Source organism: Streptomyces sp. NPDC004788, assembly GCF_053601115.1.
This window is the reverse complement of record NZ_JBSGBF010000120.1, coordinates 1-20,931: the sequence shown is the minus strand read 5'-3', so window position 1 is coordinate 20,931 and position 20,931 is coordinate 1. Positions and strand designations below refer to the sequence as shown.

The 20,931-nt window shown below is 73.0% G+C and carries 19 protein-coding genes and 1 pseudogene; 6 read left to right on the top strand and 14 right to left on the bottom strand.

Features of this window, described 5'->3' with window-relative positions; genetic code table 11:
* Window positions 1-107 precede the first annotated feature (107 nt).
* The 7 genes from ACWEJX_RS33605 to ACWEJX_RS33575 are packed head-to-tail and all read right to left on the bottom strand — an operon-like array spanning window position 108 to window position 7,266.
* A complete protein-coding gene (locus tag ACWEJX_RS33605; RefSeq protein ID WP_451611203.1) occupies window positions 108-893 on the bottom strand; it encodes an ABC transporter ATP-binding protein in 786 nt (261 codons plus the stop codon).
* Window positions 886-1,815 carry an ABC transporter permease gene (locus ACWEJX_RS33600; RefSeq protein ID WP_451611202.1) on the bottom strand — a complete coding sequence of 310 codons (930 nt, stop codon included), beginning with the start codon at window positions 1,813-1,815 and terminating at the stop codon, window positions 886-888. Before ACWEJX_RS33600 ends, ACWEJX_RS33605 begins: the two co-directional genes overlap by 8 nt.
* Window positions 1,816-1,865: 50 nt before the next feature.
* Window positions 1,866-2,750: a glycosyltransferase family 2 protein gene (locus ACWEJX_RS33595; protein WP_451611201.1), complete on the bottom strand. Its 885-nt coding sequence runs from the start codon at window positions 2,748-2,750 to the stop codon at window positions 1,866-1,868.
* 11 nt (window positions 2,751-2,761) lie between these two features.
* The gene (locus tag ACWEJX_RS33590) at window positions 2,762-3,541 is read right to left on the bottom strand and encodes a CDP-alcohol phosphatidyltransferase family protein (RefSeq protein WP_451611200.1); all 780 of its coding nucleotides are present in this window, start codon (window positions 3,539-3,541) and stop codon (window positions 2,762-2,764) included.
* The gene (locus ACWEJX_RS33585) at window positions 3,519-4,580 is read right to left on the bottom strand and encodes an iron-containing alcohol dehydrogenase family protein (protein WP_451611199.1); all 1,062 of its coding nucleotides are present in this window, start codon (window positions 4,578-4,580) and stop codon (window positions 3,519-3,521) included. The genes ACWEJX_RS33590 and ACWEJX_RS33585 overlap by 23 nt, the downstream gene beginning before the upstream one ends.
* On the bottom strand, window positions 4,568-5,317 hold the full coding sequence (locus ACWEJX_RS33580) for a phosphocholine cytidylyltransferase family protein (RefSeq protein WP_451611198.1): 750 nt from the start codon (window positions 5,315-5,317) through the stop codon (window positions 4,568-4,570). Before ACWEJX_RS33580 ends, ACWEJX_RS33585 begins: the two co-directional genes overlap by 13 nt.
* Window positions 5,314-7,266, bottom strand: coding sequence for a DUF5941 domain-containing protein (locus tag ACWEJX_RS33575; RefSeq protein WP_451611204.1), 1,953 nt, complete (start codon window positions 7,264-7,266; stop codon window positions 5,314-5,316). Before ACWEJX_RS33575 ends, ACWEJX_RS33580 begins: the two co-directional genes overlap by 4 nt.
* A 395-nt stretch (window positions 7,267-7,661) precedes the next feature.
* Here ACWEJX_RS33575 and ACWEJX_RS33570 point away from each other — a divergent pair, with 395 nt between their 5' ends.
* The 3 genes from ACWEJX_RS33570 to idi all read left to right on the top strand — a co-directional run bounded on the left by ACWEJX_RS33570 (window position 7,662) and on the right by idi (window position 10,843).
* Window positions 7,662-8,603: a cation diffusion facilitator family transporter gene (locus ACWEJX_RS33570; RefSeq protein WP_451611197.1), complete on the top strand. Its 942-nt coding sequence runs from the start codon at window positions 7,662-7,664 to the stop codon at window positions 8,601-8,603.
* Between the two features lie 198 nt (window positions 8,604-8,801).
* On the top strand, window positions 8,802-10,082 hold the full coding sequence (locus tag ACWEJX_RS33565; protein ID WP_451611196.1) for a GNAT family N-acetyltransferase: 1,281 nt from the start codon (window positions 8,802-8,804) through the stop codon (window positions 10,080-10,082).
* A 152-nt stretch (window positions 10,083-10,234) separates the two neighbouring features.
* On the top strand, window positions 10,235-10,843 hold the full coding sequence (gene idi / locus ACWEJX_RS33560) for an isopentenyl-diphosphate Delta-isomerase (protein ID WP_451611195.1): 609 nt from the start codon (window positions 10,235-10,237) through the stop codon (window positions 10,841-10,843).
* Window positions 10,844-10,910: 67 nt separating this feature from the next.
* Here idi and ACWEJX_RS33555 read toward each other — a convergent pair.
* Window positions 10,911-11,357: pseudogene (locus tag ACWEJX_RS33555) on the bottom strand (ATP-binding protein); the annotation flags it as partial.
* A 268-nt stretch (window positions 11,358-11,625) separates the two neighbouring features.
* Between ACWEJX_RS33555 and ACWEJX_RS33550 the strand changes: the two are divergent.
* A complete protein-coding gene (locus ACWEJX_RS33550; protein WP_451611194.1) occupies window positions 11,626-12,369 on the top strand; it encodes an enoyl-CoA hydratase/isomerase family protein in 744 nt (247 codons plus the stop codon).
* A gap of 1 nt (window position 12,370) precedes the next feature.
* On the opposite strand, the gene ACWEJX_RS33545 is transcribed toward ACWEJX_RS33550, so the two are convergent.
* Window positions 12,371-13,015 (bottom strand): DJ-1/PfpI family protein, encoded by a 645-nt coding sequence (locus tag ACWEJX_RS33545; protein WP_451611193.1) that lies wholly within the window; start codon window positions 13,013-13,015, stop codon window positions 12,371-12,373.
* A 36-nt stretch (window positions 13,016-13,051) separates the two neighbouring features.
* On the bottom strand, window positions 13,052-14,026 hold the full coding sequence (locus tag ACWEJX_RS33540) for a GlxA family transcriptional regulator (RefSeq protein WP_451611192.1): 975 nt from the start codon (window positions 14,024-14,026) through the stop codon (window positions 13,052-13,054).
* Window positions 14,027-14,177: 151 nt separating this feature from the next.
* Here ACWEJX_RS33540 and ACWEJX_RS33535 point away from each other — a divergent pair, with 151 nt between their 5' ends.
* Window positions 14,178-15,047, top strand: coding sequence for an SCO6745 family protein (locus tag ACWEJX_RS33535; RefSeq protein WP_451611191.1), 870 nt, complete (start codon window positions 14,178-14,180; stop codon window positions 15,045-15,047).
* Between the two features lie 95 nt (window positions 15,048-15,142).
* Window positions 15,143-17,587, top strand: coding sequence for a Tex family protein (locus ACWEJX_RS33530; RefSeq protein ID WP_451611190.1), 2,445 nt, complete (start codon window positions 15,143-15,145; stop codon window positions 17,585-17,587).
* A 328-nt stretch (window positions 17,588-17,915) separates the two neighbouring features.
* Here the strand turns inward: ACWEJX_RS33530 and ACWEJX_RS33525 are convergent, their stop codons facing one another.
* From ACWEJX_RS33525 to ACWEJX_RS33510, 4 genes are all read right to left on the bottom strand, one after another.
* Window positions 17,916-18,428 carry an ester cyclase gene (locus ACWEJX_RS33525; protein ID WP_451611189.1) on the bottom strand — a complete coding sequence of 171 codons (513 nt, stop codon included), beginning with the start codon at window positions 18,426-18,428 and terminating at the stop codon, window positions 17,916-17,918.
* A 90-nt stretch (window positions 18,429-18,518) separates the two neighbouring features.
* A complete protein-coding gene (locus tag ACWEJX_RS33520) occupies window positions 18,519-18,926 on the bottom strand; it encodes a hypothetical protein (protein ID WP_451611188.1) in 408 nt (135 codons plus the stop codon).
* The gene (locus ACWEJX_RS33515; RefSeq protein WP_451611187.1) at window positions 18,923-19,099 is read right to left on the bottom strand and encodes a hypothetical protein; all 177 of its coding nucleotides are present in this window, start codon (window positions 19,097-19,099) and stop codon (window positions 18,923-18,925) included. The genes ACWEJX_RS33520 and ACWEJX_RS33515 overlap by 4 nt, the downstream gene beginning before the upstream one ends.
* A complete protein-coding gene (locus ACWEJX_RS33510) occupies window positions 19,099-20,736 on the bottom strand; it encodes an ABC-F family ATP-binding cassette domain-containing protein (RefSeq protein ID WP_451611186.1) in 1,638 nt (545 codons plus the stop codon). Before ACWEJX_RS33510 ends, ACWEJX_RS33515 begins: the two co-directional genes overlap by 1 nt.
* Window positions 20,737-20,931 lie beyond the last annotated feature (195 nt).

Here is a 20,931-nt window from a genome sequence, read left to right as displayed (position 1 = left end):
TCGGGGCGCTCGGGGCGCTCGGGGCGCTCGGGGCGCTCGGGGCGCTCGGGGCGCTCGGGGCGCTCGGGGCGCTCGGGGCGCTCGGGGCGCTCGGGGCGCTCGGGAGACTACTTGCCGGTCTCGCGCTCGTAGGCGGCGATGACCTCGTCGGTCGGGCCGTCCATGAGCAGCTCGCCCTTCTCCAGCCAGAGCACCCGGTCGCAGGTGTCCCGGATCGACTTGTTGCTGTGACTGACCAGGAAGACCGTGCCGGCCTCCTTGCGCAGCTCGCGGATGCGCTCCTCGGAGCGGATCTGGAACTTGCGGTCACCGGTGGCCAGCGCCTCGTCGATCATGAGGACGTCGTGCTGCTTGGCGGCGGCGATGGCGAAGCGGAGCCGGGCGCCCATGCCGGACGAGTACGTCCGCATCGGCAGCGAGATGAAGTCGCCCTTCTCGTTGATTCCGGAGAAGTCGACGATGTCCTGATATCGGCTCTTGATCTCCTCGCGGCTCATGCCCATGGCGAGGCCGCCGAGGATCACGTTGCGCTCGCCGGTCAGGTCGCTCAACAGAGCCGCGTTGACGCCGAGCAGCGAGGGCTGGCCGTCGGTGTAGACCTTGCCGCTCTCGGTCGGCAGCAGGCCGGCGATGGCGCGCAGCAGGGTCGACTTGCCGGAGCCGTTGGTGCCGATCAGGCCGATGGCCTCGCCGCGGTACGCGGTGAAGGAGACTCCGCGCACGGCGTGCACCTTGCGCACGCCGCGGTCGGTGTCGCCCTTGCGGCGGCGGATGATCCGGCTCAGGGCGGCGGTGGCGCTGCCCTTGCCGCCGCCAGCGCCGTTGACCCGGTAGACGATGTGGACGTTGTCCGCGATGACGGTGGGCACGCGGCCCTGGGAGTGATCAGCCACGGCCGTACCTCTCCTCGGCCTTCCAGAAGTAGACGAAGCCGCCCGCGCCGATCACCAGGGACCAGGCGACGGCGACGAGCCAGACGTGCGGCGGGAGGTTCGAGGCGCTGTAGCCGTCGATCATGGCGAACCGGATGAGGTCCATGTGGATGGCGGCCGGGTTGTACTGGAGCACGTCGGCGATCCAGGCCGGCTTGTCCGCGAGCACCAGCGGGATGGAGAACATCACGCCGGACGCGTACATCCAGGTGCGCATGATGAACGGCATCAGCTGCGCGAGGTCCGGCGTCTTGGCGCCCATGCGGGCGAAGATCATGGCGAGGCCCGCGTTGAACACGAACTGGAGCAGCAGCGCCGGGACGACGAGGAGCCAGCTGAGCGACGGGTAGCTGCCGAAGGCGCAGGCGACGCCGGCGAGCACGACCATCGAGAACAGCAGCTGCTGGAGCTGCTGGAGCGCGAAGGAGATCGGCAGCGAGGCGCGCGGGAAGTGCAGCGCCCGGACCAGGCCGAGGTTGCCGGAGATCGCGCGGACGCCGGCCATCACCGAGCTCTGCGTGAAGGTGAACACGAACACACCTGTCACGAGGAACGGGATGTACACCTTGTGCGGCATGCCGCGGGCCGCCCCCATGATCACGCCGAAGATCAGGTAGTAGACCAGGGCGTTCAACAGGGGGGTCACAACCTGCCAGAGCTGGCCGAGTTTCGCCTGGCTGTACTGAGCGGTCAGCTTCGCCTGGGAGAACGCCAGGATGAAGTGCCGGCGGCCCCACAGCTGGCGGATGTACTCACCGAGCCCCGGCCGGGCACCGCTGACCGCGAGACCGTGCTTCGCGGCCAGTTCGGCCGGACTCAGGCCGTCCTCGGCGGACGGCCGGGCACTGGTCATGAGCCCACCGTCCTGCGTTGTGTCACTCACAAGTCGAAACTTTCGTGTTCAAGATGCGCGGCAAGTCGGGTACCACGATGTCAGACGACCGGCGGGCGTCCCAGCCGGGTCAGCCGCCATACCGTACGCCACCTCATGGGGCGCCGAGGCCCGCACGGCACCTTCCACCCTTCCCGGAAACCGCCGAACCACGCCCTGAGCGCGGGGACCGAGGGCCGCCGGGCCAGCGTGAGCAGCAGCCACACGCCGAGATAGACCGGCACCAGGGGTGCGGGAAGATTGCGGCGCGCCAGCCACACGCGGTTGCGGGCCACGTTGAAGTGGTACGTCGCGTGCCGGGACGGTGGAGTGGTGGGGTGCAGCAGCACCATGTCGGAACGGTAGTCGATCATCCAGTCGGCGTCGAGCGCCCGCCAGGCGAGATCGGTCTCCTCGTGCGCGTAGAAGAACTCGTCCGGGAGACCGCCGACTTCCGCGAACACCTTGGTGCGCACGGCGTTGGCGCCGCCGAGGAAGGTGGTCACGCGCGAGGAGCGCATCGGGTCGGAGGCACGCAGCCGGGGCACGTGCCGGCGCTGGGTGAGACCGGTCTCCGGGTCGGCGATCCGGAAGCTGATGATGCCGAGCTTCGGGTCGGCGGTGAACGCCTGGCGGATCAGCTCGCCGGTGTCGGTGTTGGCGAGCAGTCCGTCGTCGTCCAGGAAGAGCAGCACGTCGACGTCGGTGCCGCCGGGGCCGAAGGCCTCGATGCCGACGTTGCGGCCGCCGGGGATGCCGAGGTTCTCCGGCAGGGTCACCGAGCGGACGCCCGCGGGCAGGTCCGGGATATCGACGCCCTGGCCGACGACGACGACCTCGATCGGGTCGCCGTCCTGGCGGGCGACCGAGTCGAGCAGCGCCCGCAGGTCCTCGGGCCGGTTGCCCATGGTGATGACGACCGCGCCGAGCTTCAGCGTTCCGGTCATGGTGGCGGGCCTCACTTGAGCCTGCTGGAGGCGAGGACGGACACCAGGTGCAGCAGGGTCTGCAGCAGCGCGATGCCGGCGAGTACGGCGACGCCGAGGCGGGTGAAGAACAGGTCGCCGTGGATCCGGTCGGCGATCGCGAGGACCAGGATCAGCAGCGACGCCTCGATCCCCAGGATGAGCCGGTGGAACTTGAGCGCGGCGGCGGCCCGGCGGGCGAGCGCCACGCCGGAGGAGCGCGGCTCGGCGGCCGACTCCTTCACCGGCTCCAGCCCGGCCTGGTGGCGGGCGACGCCGACGAGGTCGGTCTCGGCCTTGATCAGGATGGCGCCGAGCGCGGCGAGGGTGCCGAGGAAGGCCCACAGCCAGTCGATCCGGCCGCCGCCCCACAGGTCGGCGGCGCGCAGGCCGAGGCCGACGAGGACGGCCGCGTCGCACAGGTAGGCGCCGACCCGGTCCAGGTAGACGCCGGCCAGCGAGTACTGCTTCTTCCAGCGCGCCAGCTCGCCGTCGACGCAGTCGAGCAGCAGGTACATCTGGACCGCGAGTACGCCGAGCACCGCCCCGGGGATGCCCGGGACGAGCAGGGCGGGCGCGGCGAGCACGCCGGCCAGGGTCATCAGGTACGTGAGCTGGTTCGGCGTGACGCGGGTGTTCGCCAGCTGGCGGGTGATCCGCAGCGAGATCTCCCGCATGTAGAGGCGGCCGCCCCAGTGTTCGCCGCTCCGCCGGTCCTTGACACCCGGGGGGTGCACGACCGGGCGGAGTTCAGCTACCGATGGCTTTTGCATAGTCGGCGTATGCGTCCCTGATCTCGTCGGTGGACAGGTCGAGGTGCTCGAGGATGGTGTAGCGGCCGGGCCGGGTCTGCGGGGCGAACTCCACGGCCTGGACGAACTCGGCCACGGTGAAGCCCATCTCCTCCGGGAGCACGGGCAGCCCGTGCCGGCGCAGCGTGGCGACGATCTGCGCGGACTCCTCGCGGGCGCCGCGCAGGTGCATGGCGAAGGCGGCGCCGAGGCCGCACTGCTCGCCGTGGCTGGCGGCGCGGGTCGGGAAGAGCAGGTCGAAGGCGTGGCTGATCTCGTGGCAGGCGCCCGAGGAGGGGCGGCTGTCGCCGCTGATCGACATGGCGATGCCGGACATCACCAGGCCCTCGGAGAGGGTGACCAGGAAGTCGTCCTCGCCGACGCCGCCGGGGTGGCGGAGCACCGCCTCGCCGGCGCTGCGGGCCATGGCGGCGGCCAGACCGTCGACCTTCTCGCCGGTCTCGCGGTGGGACAGCTCCCAGTCGGCGATGGCGGAGAGGTTGGAGATGGCGTCGCCGATGCCCGAGCGGATGTAGCGGATCGGCGCGTCCCGGATCACGTCGAGGTCGATGACCAGCGCGATCGGGGTCGGCACGCCGTAGGAGCCGCGTCCGTTGTCGTTGTCCAGGGTGGAGATCGGCGAGCAGATCCCGTCGTGCGACAGGTTGGTGGCGATGGCCACCAGCGGCAGGCCGACGCGGGCCGCCGCGTACTTGGTCACGTCGATGATCTTGCCGCCGCCGAGCGCCACGACCGCGTCGTACCGCTTGCCGCGCATGGCGTCGGCGAGCTTCACGGCCTCGTCGATGGTGCCGCCGGCGACCGGGTACCAGTCGGCGTCCGGCAGCTCGGGGGCGAAGCGGTCACGCAGCTTCAGGCCGGAGCCGCCGCTGATGGCGACGGCGATCCGGCCGTTGCTGGAGATCCGCTGGTCCGCGAGGAGCGCGGACAGGTCGTCCAGCGCTCCTCCGCGGATGTCGACGACGACCGGCGAGGGGATCAGCCGGGTCAGTACTGGCACGCGATCTCACGGCCCTTCGCCAGGTCGTCGTGGTTGTCGATCTCGACCCACTTCACCTCGCCGATGGGCGTCACGTCGACGGTGAAGCCGCGGTTGACGAGCTCCTGGTAGCCGTCCTCGTAGTAGAGGTCGGGGTCGCGCTCGAAGGTGGTCTTGAGGGCGTCGGCGAGCTCCTCGGCGGCCTCGGCCTCGATGAGCGTGACGCCGATGTACTCACCGGTCGCCGCGGCCGGGTCCATCAGCTTGGTGATCTTCTGGACGCCCTTCTCGGCGTCGACGACGACCTTCATCTCCTCGTCGGCGAGCTTCTTCACCGTGTCGAGGGCGAGGATGATCTTCTGGCCCTTGCCGCGGGCGGCGAGCAGGGTCTTCTCGACGGAGACCGGGTGGACCGTGTCGCCGTTGGCGAGGATCACACCGCGCTTGAGAACCTCACGCGCGCACCACAGGGAGTAGGCGTTGTTCCACTCCTCGGCCTTGTCGTTGTCGATGAGGGTCAGCGTCAGGCCGTACTTCGCCTCCAGGGCCTCCTTGCGCGCGTACACGGCCTCCTTGCGGTAGCCGACGACGATCGCGACCTCGGTGAGGCCGACCTCGGCGAAGTTCTTCAGCGTGAGGTCGAGGACGGTCAGCGAGCCGTCGCCCTCGCGGTCCACGGGCACGAGGGCCTTCGGAAGGGTGTCGGTGTAGGGGCGCAGACGCCGTCCGGCACCGGCTGCCAGTACGAGGCCAATCATGCTGTCTCTCCTTCGTCATGTACGGCGGGTGCTCCGGAGGAGACCCAGAAGCGGATGGACTCCACGAGCACCACGAGGCCCACGGCGGCCGCGAGCACGGTGAGTGCCAGGGTGAAGTCGTCGCCGCGGTTCGCGAGGAGGGCGGCGAGGACGGCCACCAGGAGGGTGCGTCCCTCGTGACCGCCGATGGTGCGCACCAGCCAGGCGGGCGGCGCGCCGGCGTTGCCGCGGATGCGGTACACCGTGTCGTAGTGATGGTAGGCGACCGCCGCGACCAGCCCGAATGCGGCCGGGAGCGCGTGCGCGGCGCCGGCCTTGGCGGCGAGCGCGAGGACCGTGCCGTACTCGGCGGCGCGGAAGAGGGGCGGGACCAGCCAGTCGAGGGCGCCCTTGAGGGGGCGGGCGGCGGCCAGGCCGGCGGCCATGACGTAGATCACCGCGACGGCGGTCAGGCGGGCGTCGCCGAACGGCAGGTACAGCGCGCCGGCCGCCATCACGGCCGCACCGAGCGCGGCGACGAAGACCGGGCTGACGACGCCGGCCCGGCCGCGCAGCAGGCGGGCCTGGAGCTCGGCGAGCGGGCCGGAGTCGGTGAGGTCGGCGAGGGCCTGGGCGGCGCGGTCACTGCGCGGGGTCTTGCGGGTGACCGAGCGCAGCACACGGCCGGCGGTGGTGTAGCAGGCGCCGAAGGCGCAGCCGGCAATCAGCGCCCAGAAGACGATCCGGGGGCTGGTGGCGGCGGTGAGGACGGCGATCATCGCCCAGCGCTCGCCGATCGGCAGGATGATCATGCGGCGGGCCCAGACCGTCCAGCCGACGCTGTCGAGCCGGCTGGAGAGGGCCAGGCCGGTCTTGGCGGTGGCCGCGGGGCTCGCGGGGCCGGCGGTGTCGTCGGTGGCGTTCGACTCGTTGAAGGCGAAGTCCACCACGTGCCGGCAGGTCATCAGGACCATGGCGCCGAGCGCCAGTGCCCACACGTCGTCACCGTTGCGGGCGGCGCCGAGGGCGAGACCGGCGTAGAAGGAGTACTCCTTGGCGCGGTCGAAGGTGGCGTCGAGCCAGGCGCCCATCGTCGAGTACTGGAGCGAGTAGCGGGCGAGCTGTCCGTCGGTGCAGTCGAGCACGAAGGAGACGAGCAGCAGCACGCCGGCGGCGATGAAGCCGCCGCGCTCGCCGGTGGCGGCGCAGCCGGCCGCGATCAGCGCGGTGAGCAGCGAGGCGGTGGTGACCTGGTTGGGGGTCAGGCCGCGGCGCGCGCACCAGCGGGCGATGTAGCGCGAGTACGGGCTGATGAAGAAGGTCGTGAAGAAGCCGTCGTGCGCCTTCACGGCGGACCGCAGTCGCACGGCCTCGTCGTCGACGGCCTCGACGGCGGCCCGGGCCTGGTGACGGGCCTCCGGGTCGGTGGGCACGGCGGCGACGAGCGTGCCGAGCTGCGGCCGGTGCACGGCGACGCCGTCGGCGTCGAGCGCGTCGGCGACGGCGTCGGGGAGGCTGCCGACGAGGTCGTACGAGGTGCCGTGGCCGGTCTCGTACGGGGCGGCCGGGGCGCCGCGGCCGGTCTCGTACGAGGTGCCGTGGCCCGTCTCGTACGGGGCGGGCTGGCCGGTCCCGTACGGGGCCGGGTGGCCGGTTCCGTACGGCGCCGGCTGGCCGGCGGCGGCCAGTGCGCGGGCGAGGGCCGGGCGGGCCTCCGGCTGCGCGGTGAGCGCGCCGGGGGCGGCGGCAGCGGGGAAGCGCGGGTCGGTCAGCGCGAGCCGCAGCGCGTGCGGGTGGCCGACGAAGCGCGGGTCCACCAGCGCGACCCGCTGTCCGGCGGGTACGCGGGCGAGCAGCGCCCCGGCCTCGTGGGGGCCCGAAGCTGCCTCGACGTGGAAGCCGAGGGACCGCAGATCGGCGTCGAGCGACGATCCGGGTACCGGCGGACCGGTGAGGATGGCGGTCGACAGGACGAACTCACTCCTTGGAGCTGGCGGACGGGCCGGCGGGAACCCGCGGCACGGCCCCGGGCGCTTTGATGCGGCCCGGCACCGGGCGACGGCACGTCGGCTGAGGCTATCGGATGCCGGAAGCGCGAGTTCACCGAGGTTTCGCGGTGCCGACCCCCCGCGGTCGCCCCGCGTCCGTCCGGGTGAGTCCGGCCCCGCGGAGATCATCATGGGCGATCGGCCGCCCGGGCGACAAACGCTCTTCGGCCACCCCTCGCCCCGGTCGGCAAAGCCGCAGGTCAGAGCATATGACAACGGTGTTCAGTACCGTGTTGCACATACCCCCCACCCGTAGTTCACTGGCGACTCGGGGCACAGATGCAGCACTGGAGACGACACGACCGGGAGGCCTTGTCATGGGGGCTGGACACGACCACGGGCACAGTCACGGCGGGCCGCCGCCGACCGGCACCGCGGCCCTGGCGCACAGGAACCGACTGCGGATCGCACTCGGCATCACGCTCTCCGTGATGGTGGTGGAGATCGTCGGCGGCCTCGTCGCCGACTCGCTCGCCCTCATCGCGGACGCGGCCCACATGGCGACCGACGCCGTCGGACTGGCGATGGCGCTGCTCGCCATCCACTTCGCCAACCGGCCGCCCGCCGGCAACCGTACCTTCGGCTACGCCCGGGCCGAGATCCTGGCCGCGCTCGCCAACTGTCTGCTGCTGCTCGGCGTCGGCGGCTACGTCCTCTACGAGGCGGTCCAGCGCTTCCTCGAACCGGCCGACACCCGCGGCGGCCTGACCATCGCCTTCGCCGTGATCGGCCTGGTCGCCAACATCATCTCCCTGTCGCTGCTGATGCGCGGCCAGAAGGAGAGCCTGAACGTGCGCGGCGCCTATCTGGAGGTGCTCGCCGACGCGCTGGGCTCGGTGACGGTGATCGTCGCCGCCGGCATCATCCTGCTCACCGGCTGGCAGTACGCGGACCCGATCGCCTCGATCCTGATCGGCCTGATGATCGTGCCGCGCACGATCAGGCTGCTGCGGGAGACCCTCGACGTGCTCCTGGAGGCCGCCCCCAAGGGCGTGGACATGACCGAGGTCCGGGCGCACATCCTGGCCCTGCCGGGCGTCGAGGACGTGCACGACCTGCACGCCTGGACGATCACCTCGGGCATGCCGGTGCTCTCCGCGCACGTGGTCGTGACGCAGGACGCGCTGGACTCGGTGGGCCACGAGAAGATGCTGCACGACCTCCAGGGCTGCCTGGGCTCGCACTTCGACGTGGAGCACTGCACCTTCCAGCTGGAGCCGGCGGGGCACGCCGAGCACGAGGCGAAACTCTGCCTGTGAGCGACGACCGGCTGCTAGCCTCGTCGGGACAGACGTGAGCGTGGAGAGGAGCTGAGGTTGATGACCGTCGCGACGAAGGCCGCCCGCAGCGGCGGCGCCCGGTCGTCCCTCAGCTTCCGGGTCTCCGGCTGACCTGATCCCGGTTCTCACCGGTACGTCACGACGTCGGCCGGGACCCCTCACACAAGGGTTTCCACGTTGTCCGACAACACCCGCACCACCCCTGACACTCACGCCCAGGCGCTCCACGACGCCTTCTTCGCCCTGCACCACGGTCTGCCGCGGCAGGGCCCCGGCTCCGACACCACGACCCGCCGGCTGCTCTCCCTCTGCGGGCCCCTGCCGGCACGGCCGCGGGTGCTCGACCTCGGCTGCGGCCCCGGCCGCTCCGCGCTGCTGCTGGCTGCCGAGGCGGGCGCCGAGGTGACGGCGGTCGACACGCACGAGCCGTTCCTGGCCGAGCTGCGGGCGGCCGCCGCCGACCGCGGGCTCGCCGGCCGGGTCCGTACCCTCCGCGCCGACATGGGCGCGCTCGACGCTCTGGCCGACGGCTCCTTCGACCTCGTCTGGGCCGAGAGCTCGGTCTTCGTCCTCGGCTTCGACCGGGCGCTGGCCGAGTGGCGCCGGCTCATCGCGCCGGGAGGCACGCTCGTGCTCACCGAGTGCGTGTGGACCACCGACGCGCCCGGCCCCGAGGCCCGCGCGTTCTGGGAGGAGCACTACCCGCTCCGTACGGTCACCGGGAACGCGGCGGCGGCCGTCGCGGCCGGCTATCACGTGCTCGGCACGGTCGCTCAGCCGGAGAGCGACTGGGACGAGTACTACGGGCCCCTGGCCGAGCACGCCGAGGCGGCGGACACCGGCGTCCCCGGCATGACCGAGGCGGTGGCCGGGGCGCGCGCCGAGATCGCGCTGCGCCGGGCGCACGGCGCCGATTACGGCTACGCCGGCTTCGTCCTGCGGCCGGCCGACCCGCGCTGGCGCACCCGTGAGGAGACGGCCGCCGACGTCCCCGCCGTACGGGAGATCAACGCGGCCGCCTTCGCGACACCGCAGGAGGCGGGTCTCGTCGACGCCCTGCGCGCCGACGGGGACGCCTGGCTGCCGGGTCTGTCGTACGTGGCGGAGGCACCGGACGGCACGGTCGCCGCGTACGCCCTGATCACCCGGTGCCGGGTCGGCGGGGTCCCGGCGGCGGCGCTGGGGCCGGTCGCGGTGGCTCCGGCGCACCAGCGTTCGGGCGCCGGGCAGGCCGTCGTACGGGCGGTGCTCGACGCGGCGCGGCTGCGCGGGGAGCGGCTCGTCCTGGTGCTCGGCCATCCGGAGTACTACCCGCGGTTCGGATTCGTACGGGCGTCCGCGTACGGGATCAAGCCAGCCTTCGCCGTTCCGGACGAAGCGATGATGGCGCTCGACCTGGGCGGTTCCGGCGCCGTCGGCGGGGGCACGATCTCGTATCCGGCGGCTTTCGGGGTCTGATCGGGGTCTGATCTGCCGGCCGGTCCCGGCGCGCCGGGGTGTACTCCGTGCGGTGGGACCGGCCATGTCCGGCCGTCGAAGTACGGACAAGCCGGTTTTGTACGGCAGACTGAGGTTGCCCGAGAGGGAGAGGACCGAAGCGAAGGATGGGTATGCCGACCACACCAGCCACCGTGGCTCACACCTCGTCGAACGGCGTTCGGCCGGAGCCGGCCGAGGCGCCGATCATGCTCGAACTGGTCGACGAGGACGGCGTCACGATCGGCACGGCGGAGAAGCTCGCCGCGCACCAGGCGCCGGGGCAGCTGCACCGGGCCTTCTCGGTCTTCCTCTTCGACGAGGCCGGCCGGCTGCTGCTGCAGCGCCGGGCGCTCGGCAAGTACCACTCCCCCGGCGTCTGGTCCAACACCTGCTGCGGCCATCCCTACCCGGGCGAGGCGCCGTTCGCGGCGGCGGCCCGGCGCACCTTCGAGGAGCTGGGCGTCTCGCCGTCGTTGCTCGCGGAGGCCGGCACGGTCCGCTACAACCACCCGGACCCGGCCTCGGGCCTGGTGGAGCAGGAGTTCAACCACCTCTTCGTCGGTGTGGTGCAGGGCGCCCCGCGCCCGGACCCGGAGGAGGTCGAGGAGACCGCCTTCGTGACCGCGGCCGAGCTCGCCGAGCGCCACGCCGCCGCGCCGTTCTCCGCCTGGTTCATGACGGTGCTCGACGCGGCGCGCCCGGCGATCAAGGAACTGACGGGCCAGTCCGGGGGCTGGTGACCTCGGTGACCTCGGTGACCCCGACGGCCGGGGTCACCGGTCCGGTCGGCGGCTGCCCCGGAACGAACGGGTTCAGGGGCAGCGCCGCCCAGATGATCTTTCCGCCGCTCGCGGTGTGCTCGACGTCGCAGGCACCGCCGGACTCCCGGGCGATCTCGCGCACCAGGAGCAGCCCCCGGCCCCCGGTCTGACCCCAGTCGGCCTCCAGGGCCTTGGGGCGGTAGGGGTGGTTGTCCTCGACGGACACCCGGATCCACTCCGCCCCGATGGCCACCTCGACCGCTATCTCCGGGGAGAGCAGCGCCGCGTGCTTCACCGCGTTGGTGACCAGTTCGGAGACGATGAGAAGCAGTCCCTGCACGGTGTCGTCGTGGACGGGGACGGCCTGCCTGATGAGAAGGTCGCGCACGGCGTGCCGGGCCTGCGGCACGGACACGTCGACCGCGGGAGCGGTGAAGCGCCAGACCCCTTCGTAGGACGGTGGCCGGGCGGGGACGCTCCCACGGCTTCCCATCATCCGGCTCCCACCCTCGTGCTCGATTGTCGCCACGGGTCGAGTCTTGGGAATCCGCCGGGCCCCCTCCGGCTACTGACCAGAAGTCGACACGTATCGACCGACTTCTGATCGGGTGAGTATGCCAACGTCAGATGTTCGACTGTTCCTGATCCCCCGCTGACGATTTCGGAGGGTGTGGCGTCGGTGTGACCATACTGACGGTACGACGGCCCCGACGTCCCCCTTCTTGATCGTGCGGTCCGGGTGCCCGGATAGCATCCGGCGCATGGAGCCGCAGCTGACCGTCAGCGTCGTCGACGAGGTCGCCACCGTCGTCATCGCCAACCCCGCCAAGCGCAACGCCATGACCGCCGGCATGTGGCGGTCCCTGCCCGAGCTGCTCGCCCCGCTCGCCGCCGACCCGGCGGTGCGGGCGCTGGTGCTGACCGGCGCGGGCGGGACCTTCTGCGCGGGGGCCGACATCTCCACCCTGCGCGAGCCGGGCGACGAGCAGCAGTCGCTCGCGGTACGGGCCGAGGAGGCCCTCGCCGCCTTCCCGAAGCCGACCCTCGCGGCCGTCCGCGGCTACTGCGTCGGCGGCGGCAGCCAGCTCGCCGCCGCGTGCGACCTGCGCTTCGCCGAGGAAGGCGCCCGCTTCGGGGTGACCCCGGCGAAGCTCGGCATCGTCTACGCGTCCTCCTCCACCCGGCGGCTCGCCGCCCTGGTCGGCCCCTCGGCCGCCAAGTACCTGCTGTTCAGCGGCGAGTTGATCGACGCCGAACGGGCGCTGCGCACCGGCCTCGTCGACGAGGTGCTCCCGGCGGGCGAACTCGACAAGCGCGTCGCCGAGTTCACCCGCGTCCTCGTCTCCCGCTCGCTGCTCACCCAGGCCGCCGCGAAGGAGTTCGCGAACGGGCGCACCGACCGGGACGCCCACTGGACGCAGCAGGCCCACGGCAGCGGCGACACCGCCGAGGGCGTCGCGGCCTTCCTGGAACGGCGCCCGCCCCGCTTCACGTACGGGCGCTGAGCTACGACCTCTGGGGGAGCTGCGCGGTGTTCACGCCGCGCCACTGGGCGACGATCTCGGCCGGGGCCTTCTCCGGCGAGCCCGCGTCGTACGGGGGCTGCGGGTCGTACTCGGTGAGCAGCTGGATGGTCTGCGCGGTCGCGTCACCCGCGATCCGGCCCAGCAGGTGCAGCGCCATGTCGATGCCGGAGGACACCCCGGCGGCGGTCACGTACTTGCCGTCGAACACGACCCGCTCGCCGGTGGGTTCGGCGCCCAGCGCCCGCAGCTCCTCGTAGGCGAGCCAGTGGGTGGTGGCCCGCCGGCCGGCGAGCAGGCCGGCGGCGCCGAGCAGCAGCGAACCGGTGCACACGGACGTGGTCCAGGTGCTGGTCGCGTCGGCGGCGCGGAGCCAGTCCCGGATCTCCGGGTCGTCCTTGGCCGTCCGGGCGTCGGGACCGCCCGGCACCAGCACGATGTCGGGGCGCGGCACGTCCTTGAGGGCCTTGTCGGCGAGAAGGGCCAGGCTGCCCTGGTCGCCCCGGACGGGGCGGGCCTCCTTGGCGACGAAGACGGTCTCGGCGCCGGGGAGACGGGCGAGGAGCTCGTAGGGGCCGACGGCGTCGAGGGTGGTGAAGCCGTCGTAGAGGAGAACGGCGATCTGCATGCCGGTCCTTTCGTCGTGGGACGTCGGTTCATCGGCTCAGGGCGTGTGGAAGCGGCGGCGGTAGTCCGCCGGTGCGGTGCCCAGCGCCTTCACGAAGGCGCGGCGCATCGCCTCCGCCGTGCCGTATCCGGCGGCGCGGGCGACCTCCTGGACGCCCTGCGGGGACTCCTCCAGGAGCCGCCGGGCGTGTTCCAGGCGGACGCGGTCGACGTAGCGGCCCGGCGTCGTGCCGGTCTCCGCCTGGAAGGCGCGGGCGAAGTGGCGCGGGGAGAGCCGGGCGCGGGCGGCGAGGGCGGGTACGGACAGGTCGTCCTCGGGGTGCTCGGCGATCCAGTGCTGGACGTCCCGGAGCGGCTCGCGGCGGGCGGTCTGGGCGGCCAGCTGGGTGCTGAACTGGGCCTGGTTGCCGGGGCGGCGCAGGAAGACGACCAGGTGCCGGGCGACGGTGAGGGCGACGTCGCGGCCCAGGTCCTCCTCGACGAGGGCGAGCGCGAGGTCGATGCCGGCGGTGACCCCGGCGGAGGTGGCGAGCCGGCCGTCGCGGACGAAGATGGGTTCCGGATCGACGGTGACCGCAGGGTGGCGGCGGGCCAGCTGCTCGCAGGCGACCCAGTGCGTGGTGACCCGGTGTCCGTCGAGCAGCCCGGTCTCGGCGAGCAGCAGCGCGCCCGTGCAGACCGAGACGAGCCGCTCCGCGGCCGGCGCGTGCGCCCGCAGCCAGGCGACGAGCGCCGGCTCGGGCGTCCGGGTGCCCTCGCCGCCGGGTACGAGCAGGGTGTGCGGCGCTCCGTCGGCGACGGCGTCGGCGAGCGAGGTGTCCGGCAGGATCCGCAGGCCGCTGGAGGCGCGGACGGGGCCGCCGTCGAGGGAGGCCGTGCGGATCTCGTACGCGTCGGGCCGGCCGACGGCGCGGGCGCCGCCGGCGAAGACCTCCACGGGACCGGTGACGTCGAGGCTCTGCACGCCCTCGAAGAGGACGACGAGGACGGACCGGACGGGTCGCTGCGTCATGGTTCCATCCTTCGCGGGGGCCCGCGATGTCCGCAATGACGAAGACCCCACCTTTTCTGCCATGTCCCCGCCCGGGTTCTCCGCCTCCGTTCCCCGGGACGGCCGCCCCGGCCGTTCCCGACGTACCGACCGGTAGGTAAGGTGCGGCACCATGACGAATCTGCCGCCGCACGCCGTCCGCCGCTGCGCCCACCCGGTCAACCTGCTGCACGCGACCCTGTTCTTCTCGCCCGACCTGGACAGCGAGTTCGAGAAGCTCGGCATCGAGGACCGGAGCGCCATGCGCCTCGCCGCGCGCAGCGCGCCGCTCGGCGCGGTCGGTGCCGGGACGGTGGCGGCGACCTTCTACAACTACAACCACGAGCTGCTCGCCCGGCACCTGCCCGCCGTCTGGGAGACGGCCTCCCCCGCCGCCGTGCTCGACGCCCGGCTGCGGGCCGTCGACGCCACCCTCCGCCGGCTGCTCGGCGCCGAGGCGGTCGCCTCGCCCGAGATGGCGGAGGCCGCCACGCTCGCCCTGCGCGCGGCCGAGGCGTGCACCCGGCACGCCCGCCCGCTGTACTCCGGCAACGCCGACCTGCCGGTGCCGGACGAGGACGCCCCGCACCTGCGCCTGTGGCACGCCACCACCCTGCTGCGCGAGCACCGCGGCGACGGCCACCTGGTGGCCCTGCTCGGCGCCGGGCTCGGCCCGGTGGACGCCCTGGTGAGCCACACCGCCACCGGCAAGGGCATGAACCCGCGCTGGGTGCTCGGCACCCGCGGCTGGGGGCGCGCCGACTGGGACGCGGCCATGGAGCGGCTGCGCGGGCGCGGGCTGCTCGACGCCGAGGGCGAGCTCACCGAGGCGGGCGCGGCGCTGCGCGAACACCTGGAGGACGAGACGGACCGCCTGGACTCCGCCCCGTACGAGCACCTGGGAGCGGACGGCGTCGCCCGGCTCACCGAGCTCGCCAAGGGCTTCCTGACGGCGGCGGTCGGCGCGGGCGCGTTCCCGGCCGACCTCAGCGGCAAGGCGTAGCCGGGAGGCAGGGCGGGTCGGTTGCCGCGTACGGGTGACCGACCCGGCAGAATGCATCCGCAAGCTTGAGGCACGAGAAGGCGGGTCGGGACATCGTGACGACGTCCATCGAGGCAAGGATCGCCGAGGAGCTCGGCGTACGCGAGCGACAGGTGAAGGCGGCCGTCGAACTGCTCGACGGCGGTTCGACCGTGCCGTTCATCGCGCGCTACCGCAAGGAAGCGACCGAGATGCTCGACGACGCGCAGCTGCGCACCCTGGAGGAGCGGCTGCGGTATCTGCGCGAGCTGGAGGACCGGCGGACCGCCGTCCTCGACTCCGTACGGGAACAGGGCAAGCTGACGCCCGAGTTGGAGGCGCAGATCCTGGCCGCCGACACCAAGGCGCGCCTTGAGGACATCTACCTGCCGTTCAAGCCGAAGCGGCGGACGAAGGCGCAGATCGCCCGCGAGGCCGGTCTGGAGCCGCTGGCCGAGGGGCTGCTCGCCGACCCGTCGGTGGAGCCGCAGGCCGCCGCGGCCGCGTTCGTGGACGCCGACAAGGGCGTCGCGGACGTGGCCGCTGCCCTTGAGGGCGCGCGGGCCATCCTCACCGAGAAGTTCTCGGAGGACGCCGACCTGATCGGCGAGCTGCGCGAGCGGATGTGGGCCCGGGGCCGGCTGGCCGCGAAGGTGCGGGAGGGCAAGGAGGAGGCGGGCGCGAAGTTCGCCGACTACTTCGACTTCACCGAGCCGTTCACGGCGCTGCCCTCGCACCGCATCCTCGCGATGCTGCGCGGCGAGAAGGAGGACGTCCTCACCCTGGACCTGGAGCCCGAGGAGCCGACGGACTCCCCCGTCTCCTCGTACGAGCCGATCGTCGCCGCCCGCTTCGGCGTGGCCGACCGCGGCCGCCCCGGCGACAAGTGGCTCCTGGACACCGTCCGCTGGGCCTGGCGCACCCGGATCCTCGTCCACCTCGGGATCGACCTGCGGCTGCGGCTGCGCACGGCGGCCGAGGACGAGGCGGTACGGGTCTTCGCGGCGAACCTGCGCGACCTGCTGCTCGCGGCGCCCGCCGGCACACGCGCCACGCTCGGGCTCGACCCCGGTTTCCGTACGGGCGTGAAGGTGGCCGTCGTCGACGCGACCGGCAAGGTCGTCGCCACCGACACGATCTACCCGCACGTCCCCGCCAACAAGTGGGACGAGTCGCTCGCCAAGCTGGCCCGGCTCGCCAAGGAGCACGCGGTCGAGCTGGTCGCCATCGGCAACGGCACGGCGTCCCGCGAGACCGACAAGCTCGCCGGTGAACTCATCGCGAAGCACCCCGAGTTGAAGCTGACCAAGGTGATGGTCTCGGAGGCCGGCGCCTCCGTCTACTCGGCCTCCGCCTTCGCCTCGCAGGAACTCCCCGGCCTGGACGTCTCGTTGCGCGGCGCCGTGTCCATCGCCCGGCGCCTCCAGGACCCGCTGGCCGAGCTGGTGAAGATCGACCCGAAGTCGATCGGCGTGGGTCAGTACCAGCACGACCTGTCCGAGGTGAAGCTCTCCCGCTCCCTCGACGCGGTCGTCGAGGACTGCGTGAACGGCGTCGGCGTCGACGTCAACACCGCCTCCGCGCCGCTCCTTTCGCGCGTCTCCGGCATCGGCGCCGGCCTCGCCGAGAACATCGTGGCCCACCGCGACGCCAACGGCCCCTTCCGGTCCCGGCGCGCGCTGAAGGACGTGCCGCGGCTCGGCCCGAAGGCGTACGAGCAGTGCGCCGGCTTCCTCCGCATCCGCGGCGGCGACGACCCGCTGGACGCGTCGGCCGTGCACCCGGAGGCGTACCCGGTCGTGCGCCGCATGGTGAAGACGGCGGGCGGCGAGGTCGGCGCGCTCATCGGCAACACGGCCGTGCTGCGCTCGCTGCGCCCGGACGACTACGTCGACGACAAGTTCGGCCTGCCGACCGTCGGCGACATCCTCAGGGAACTGGAGAAGCCGGGCCGCGACCCGCGCCCCGCCTTCAAGACCGCCACCTTCCTGGAGGGCGTCGAGAAGATCGGCGACCTGGTGGCGGGCATGGTCCTGGAGGGCGTCGTCACCAACGTCGCCGCGTTCGGCGCCTTCGTCGACATCGGCGTCCACCAGGACGGCCTGGTGCACGTCTCCGCAATGTCCAAGAACTTCGTCAAGGACCCGCGCGACGTGGTCAAGCCGGGCGACGTCGTCAAGGTGAAGGTCCTGGACGTCGACATCCCGCGCAAGCGCATCTCCCTCACGCTGCGCCTCGACGACGAGGCCACCGCCACGGAATCCGGCGCGCCGAAGCGCGAGCGCGGCGACCGTGGCGAACGGGGCGAACGCGGTGGCCGCGGTGGCCGCCCGCCGCAGCAGCGGCGCGGCGGCGGCGGTGGCGGCGGCCGGGGCGGTGACGGTGGCGGTAGCGGTGGCGGCAACCGCGACCGGGCCCAGGCCCCGGCCCCGGCCAACAGCGCGATGGCCGACGCCCTGCGCAAGGCGGGCCTGCTGAACGAGGGCGGCTCCCGCGACCAGAGCCGCCGCGGCAGGCGCTGACGCGCCGGGCGACGGCGGGAGGGGTTCGGGGGCGGAGCGGGGGCAGGGTGGCCCGGAGGTGAAGCGGCGGAACTCGCGCGAAGCGCGGTGAGCCGCACTCCGGCCGCCCCCGCCGCCGGGGTCCCAGGGCCCGGGGCCCCGGCCGGCCCGCAGTCCCAGGGGCCGGCATCACCGCGCCCGCAGCCCCCGCGCGCTGCCGGCGAGCGGCCGCACCGGCCGCGTCGGCCGCGCCAGGGGTACGGGCTCAGGGCCCGCGCCCCTGGCGCCACGCCCGCCCGTGCGGGGACACGAGGCAGCAGCCCGGGGGGGCGCTACCTGCCCGACGGCGCTACGTGCCCGACGACCCCGCGAGCGCCGCCGCCCTCTCCTTCGCCGCGCTCCGCACGGCGGCGAGGTCGAGTCCGGCCTGTTCGCAGAGCGTGGCCAGGTCGAAGTAGATCGACTCGCCGGCCATCAGGCCGTCGCGGAAGGGAACGAGGTTCGCGAAGGGCACGACGAAGGGCCGACCGGTCGGCGGGACGCCGAGCCAGTCGCCGCCGCTCGTGCCGCGCAGGGTGCCCCAGACGACGATCGTGTCGTCGCCGACGACGCGCCCTGCGTCGTCGGGGACCAGGTCGGGGAACGCCGTGAAGAAGCCCTGGTAGGCGGCCCTGGCGGCCGCACGGCCCTCGCTGCGCAGGCCGAGCGGCACGGTTTCGAGGTAGCAGTCCGCCACGAAGGTGGCGAGGATGGCGTCGTAGTCCCGGGCGGCCTCGGCGGCCCGGTGGATCTCGAACAGCCGGATCATCGCGTCGCGGTCCATGACTCGTCCCGTCGGAGCGTCGGAGCGTTCGACCCCCACCTCATCCATCGTAGGAGCGGGCCCGTACTGCGCGCCGAGGCCCGCCGCCCCTGTAGGGGCAGCGGGCCTCGAAGAACCACCATCCGACCGCTACGGCACGAAGCGCAGCGCCCAGTCCGCACGGTTCGCCACCGACAGGTCGTCGTCCTCCGTCAGCGGCTGGAGCAGCCGCTGCGCCGTCTTCGGGTCGGCCTGGACCAGGTCGACGATCTCCGTGGCGAGGCCGTCCTGGTCGTCGCCGAGGTCGGCGGCGGAGGCGCGGACGAGGACCGGCAGCTGCTCCGTACCGCCGAGGGCGGCGATGAGGCCGCCGAGGAGTTCGCGGGCGTAGGAGTTGCGGTCGCCGACCGCGCGGTCGAGCTCGGCGGTGAGACGCGGGAGGAGGCTCCGGTCTCCCGTCGCCGCGATCTCGTCGGCGAGGTCGATGGTCTCGTCGAGGTCTGCGTCGAGGTCGTCGAGCATCGCGATCAGCCGGGTCACGCGGGCGTCGTCGGTCATGGTGCCTCCTGGGATGCGCCGCCCGCGAGGACGGGGGCGGTGGCGGACGAGTCGGTCCCGGCGGCCACCTCCACGTCCTGCGGACAGCCGTACTCGTACAGTTCACGGCCCGGATCGCAGCCCTGCAAGGCGGCGACCGGGCCCACGGTCACCTCGGCGGGTGCGGCGGTCATCAGAGCTCGGTCACCTTGCCGTCGGCGACCTCGATCCGCCGGGTGACGCGGACGGCGTCGAGCATCCGCCGGTCGTGGGTGACCAGGAGCAGCGTGCCGGTGTACGACTCGAGCGCCGACTCCAGCTGTTCGATGGCGGGCAGGTCGAGGTGGTTGGTGGGCTCGTCGAGGACGAGCAGGTTCACTCCCCGGCCCTGGAGCAGGGCGAGCGCGGCGCGGGTGCGTTCGCCGGGCGAGAGGGTGGTGGCGGGGCGCAGCACGTGGGCGGCCTTGAGGCCGAACTTGGCGAGCAGGGTGCGGACGTCCGCGGGCTCGGTGTCGGGCACGGCGGCGCAGAAGGCGTCGAGGAGCGTCTCGGTGCCGTGGAAGAGCTTGCGGGCCTGGTCGACCTCGCCGACGACGACGCCGGGGCCGAGCGCGGCGTCGCCCGCGTCCAGTGCGAGGCGGCCGAGGAGGGCGGCGAGGAGGGTGGACTTGCCGGCTCCGTTGGCGCCGGTGATCGCGACCCGGTCGGCCCAGTCGACCTGGAGGGTGACGGGCCCGAAGGAGAAGTCGCCGCGGCGGACCTCGGCCTCGCGCAGGGTGGCGACGACGGCGCCGGAGCGGGGCGCGGCGGCGATCTCCATGCGCAGCTCCCACTCCTTGCGGGGCTCGTCGACGACGTCGAGGCGTTCGATCATGCGCTGGGTCTGGCGGGCCTTGGCGGCCTGCTTCTCGCTGGCCTCGCCGCGCAGCTTGCGCCCGATCTTGTCGTTGTCGGTGGCCTTGCGGCGCGCGTTGCGGACGCCCTTGTCCATCCAGTTGCGCTGCATGAGGGCGCGCGATTCGAGGGACGCCTTCTTGTCGGCGTACTCCTCGTACTCCTCGCGGGCGTGCCTGCGGGCGGTGTCCCGCTCCTCCAGGTACGCCTCGTAGCCGCCGCCGTAGAGCGTGATCTGCTGCTGGGCGAGGTCGAGTTCGAGGACCTTGGTGACGGTCCGGGTGAGGAACTCGCGGTCGTGGCTGATGACGACGGTGCCGGCGCGCAGGCCGGCGACGAAGGCTTCGAGTCGTTCGAGTCCGTCGAGGTCGAGGTCGTTGGTGGGCTCGTCGAGGAGGAAGACGTCGTAGCGGGAGAGGAGGAGGGAGGCGAGGCCGGCGCGGGCGGCCTGGCCGCCGGAGAGCGAGGTCATCGGCTGGTCGAGGCCGACGGTGAGGCCGAGCGTGCCGGCGGTCTCCTCGGCGCGCTCGTCGAGGTCCGCGCCGCCGAGGTCGAGCCAGCGCTCCAGACTGACGGCATAGGCGTCGTCGGCGCCGGGCGTGCCGTCGACGAGGCCCTGGGTGGCCTCGTCCATGGCGGCCTGGGCGGCGGCGACGCCGGTGCGGCGGGCCAGGAACTGTCGCACGGTCTCGCCCTCGCGCCGCTCGGGCTCCTGCGGGAGGTGGCCGACGGTGGCGGTGGGCGGGGACAGGCGCAGTTCGCCGTCCTCGGGGGTGTCGAGGCCGGCGAGCAGGCGCAGGAGCGTGGACTTGCCGGCTCCGTTGACGCCGACGAGGCCGATGACGTCCCCGGGGGCGACGACGAGGTCGAGCCCGGAGAAGAGGGAGCGCTCGCCGTGGCCGGCGGCGAGGTTCTTGGCGACGAGGGTGGCAGTCATCAGGGGACGAATTCTAGGTGACGGCCTCCGGGGTCCGGCCGGGGACGGCGGTGCCGCTCCGTCCGCCCCGTGCGGGCGTTCGTCCCGCTGGGTGTCCCCCAGGGCGAAGCCTTGGGGAGGGGGAACGGGGGGCACGCGAGGACAAGCGTCTGCGGGGCTCGGGCCGAGGCCGTGGAAGACGAGCGCCCGCCCGGC

Coding starts and splice junctions, on each gene's coding strand:
- ACWEJX_RS33540 (WP_451611192.1), bottom strand. CDS start 14,026: ATGACGCAGCGACCCGTCCGGTCCGTCCTCGTCGTCCTCTTCGAGGGC.
- ACWEJX_RS33545 (WP_451611193.1), bottom strand. CDS start 13,015: ATGCAGATCGCCGTTCTCCTCTACGACGGCTTCACCACCCTCGACGCC.
- ACWEJX_RS33535 (WP_451611191.1), top strand. CDS start 14,178: ATGACGAATCTGCCGCCGCACGCCGTCCGCCGCTGCGCCCACCCGGTC.
- ACWEJX_RS33550 (WP_451611194.1), top strand. CDS start 11,626: ATGGAGCCGCAGCTGACCGTCAGCGTCGTCGACGAGGTCGCCACCGTC.
- ACWEJX_RS33580 (WP_451611198.1), bottom strand. CDS start 5,317: ATGATTGGCCTCGTACTGGCAGCCGGTGCCGGACGGCGTCTGCGCCCC.
- idi (WP_451611195.1), top strand. CDS start 10,235: ATGCCGACCACACCAGCCACCGTGGCTCACACCTCGTCGAACGGCGTT.
- ACWEJX_RS33510 (WP_451611186.1), bottom strand. CDS start 20,736: ATGACTGCCACCCTCGTCGCCAAGAACCTCGCCGCCGGCCACGGCGAG.
- ACWEJX_RS33520 (WP_451611188.1), bottom strand. CDS start 18,926: ATGACCGACGACGCCCGCGTGACCCGGCTGATCGCGATGCTCGACGAC.
- ACWEJX_RS33570 (WP_451611197.1), top strand. CDS start 7,662: ATGGGGGCTGGACACGACCACGGGCACAGTCACGGCGGGCCGCCGCCG.
- ACWEJX_RS33515 (WP_451611187.1), bottom strand. CDS start 19,099: ATGACCGCCGCACCCGCCGAGGTGACCGTGGGCCCGGTCGCCGCCTTG.
- ACWEJX_RS33590 (WP_451611200.1), bottom strand. CDS start 3,541: ATGCAAAAGCCATCGGTAGCTGAACTCCGCCCGGTCGTGCACCCCCCG.
- ACWEJX_RS33595 (WP_451611201.1), bottom strand. CDS start 2,750: ATGACCGGAACGCTGAAGCTCGGCGCGGTCGTCATCACCATGGGCAAC.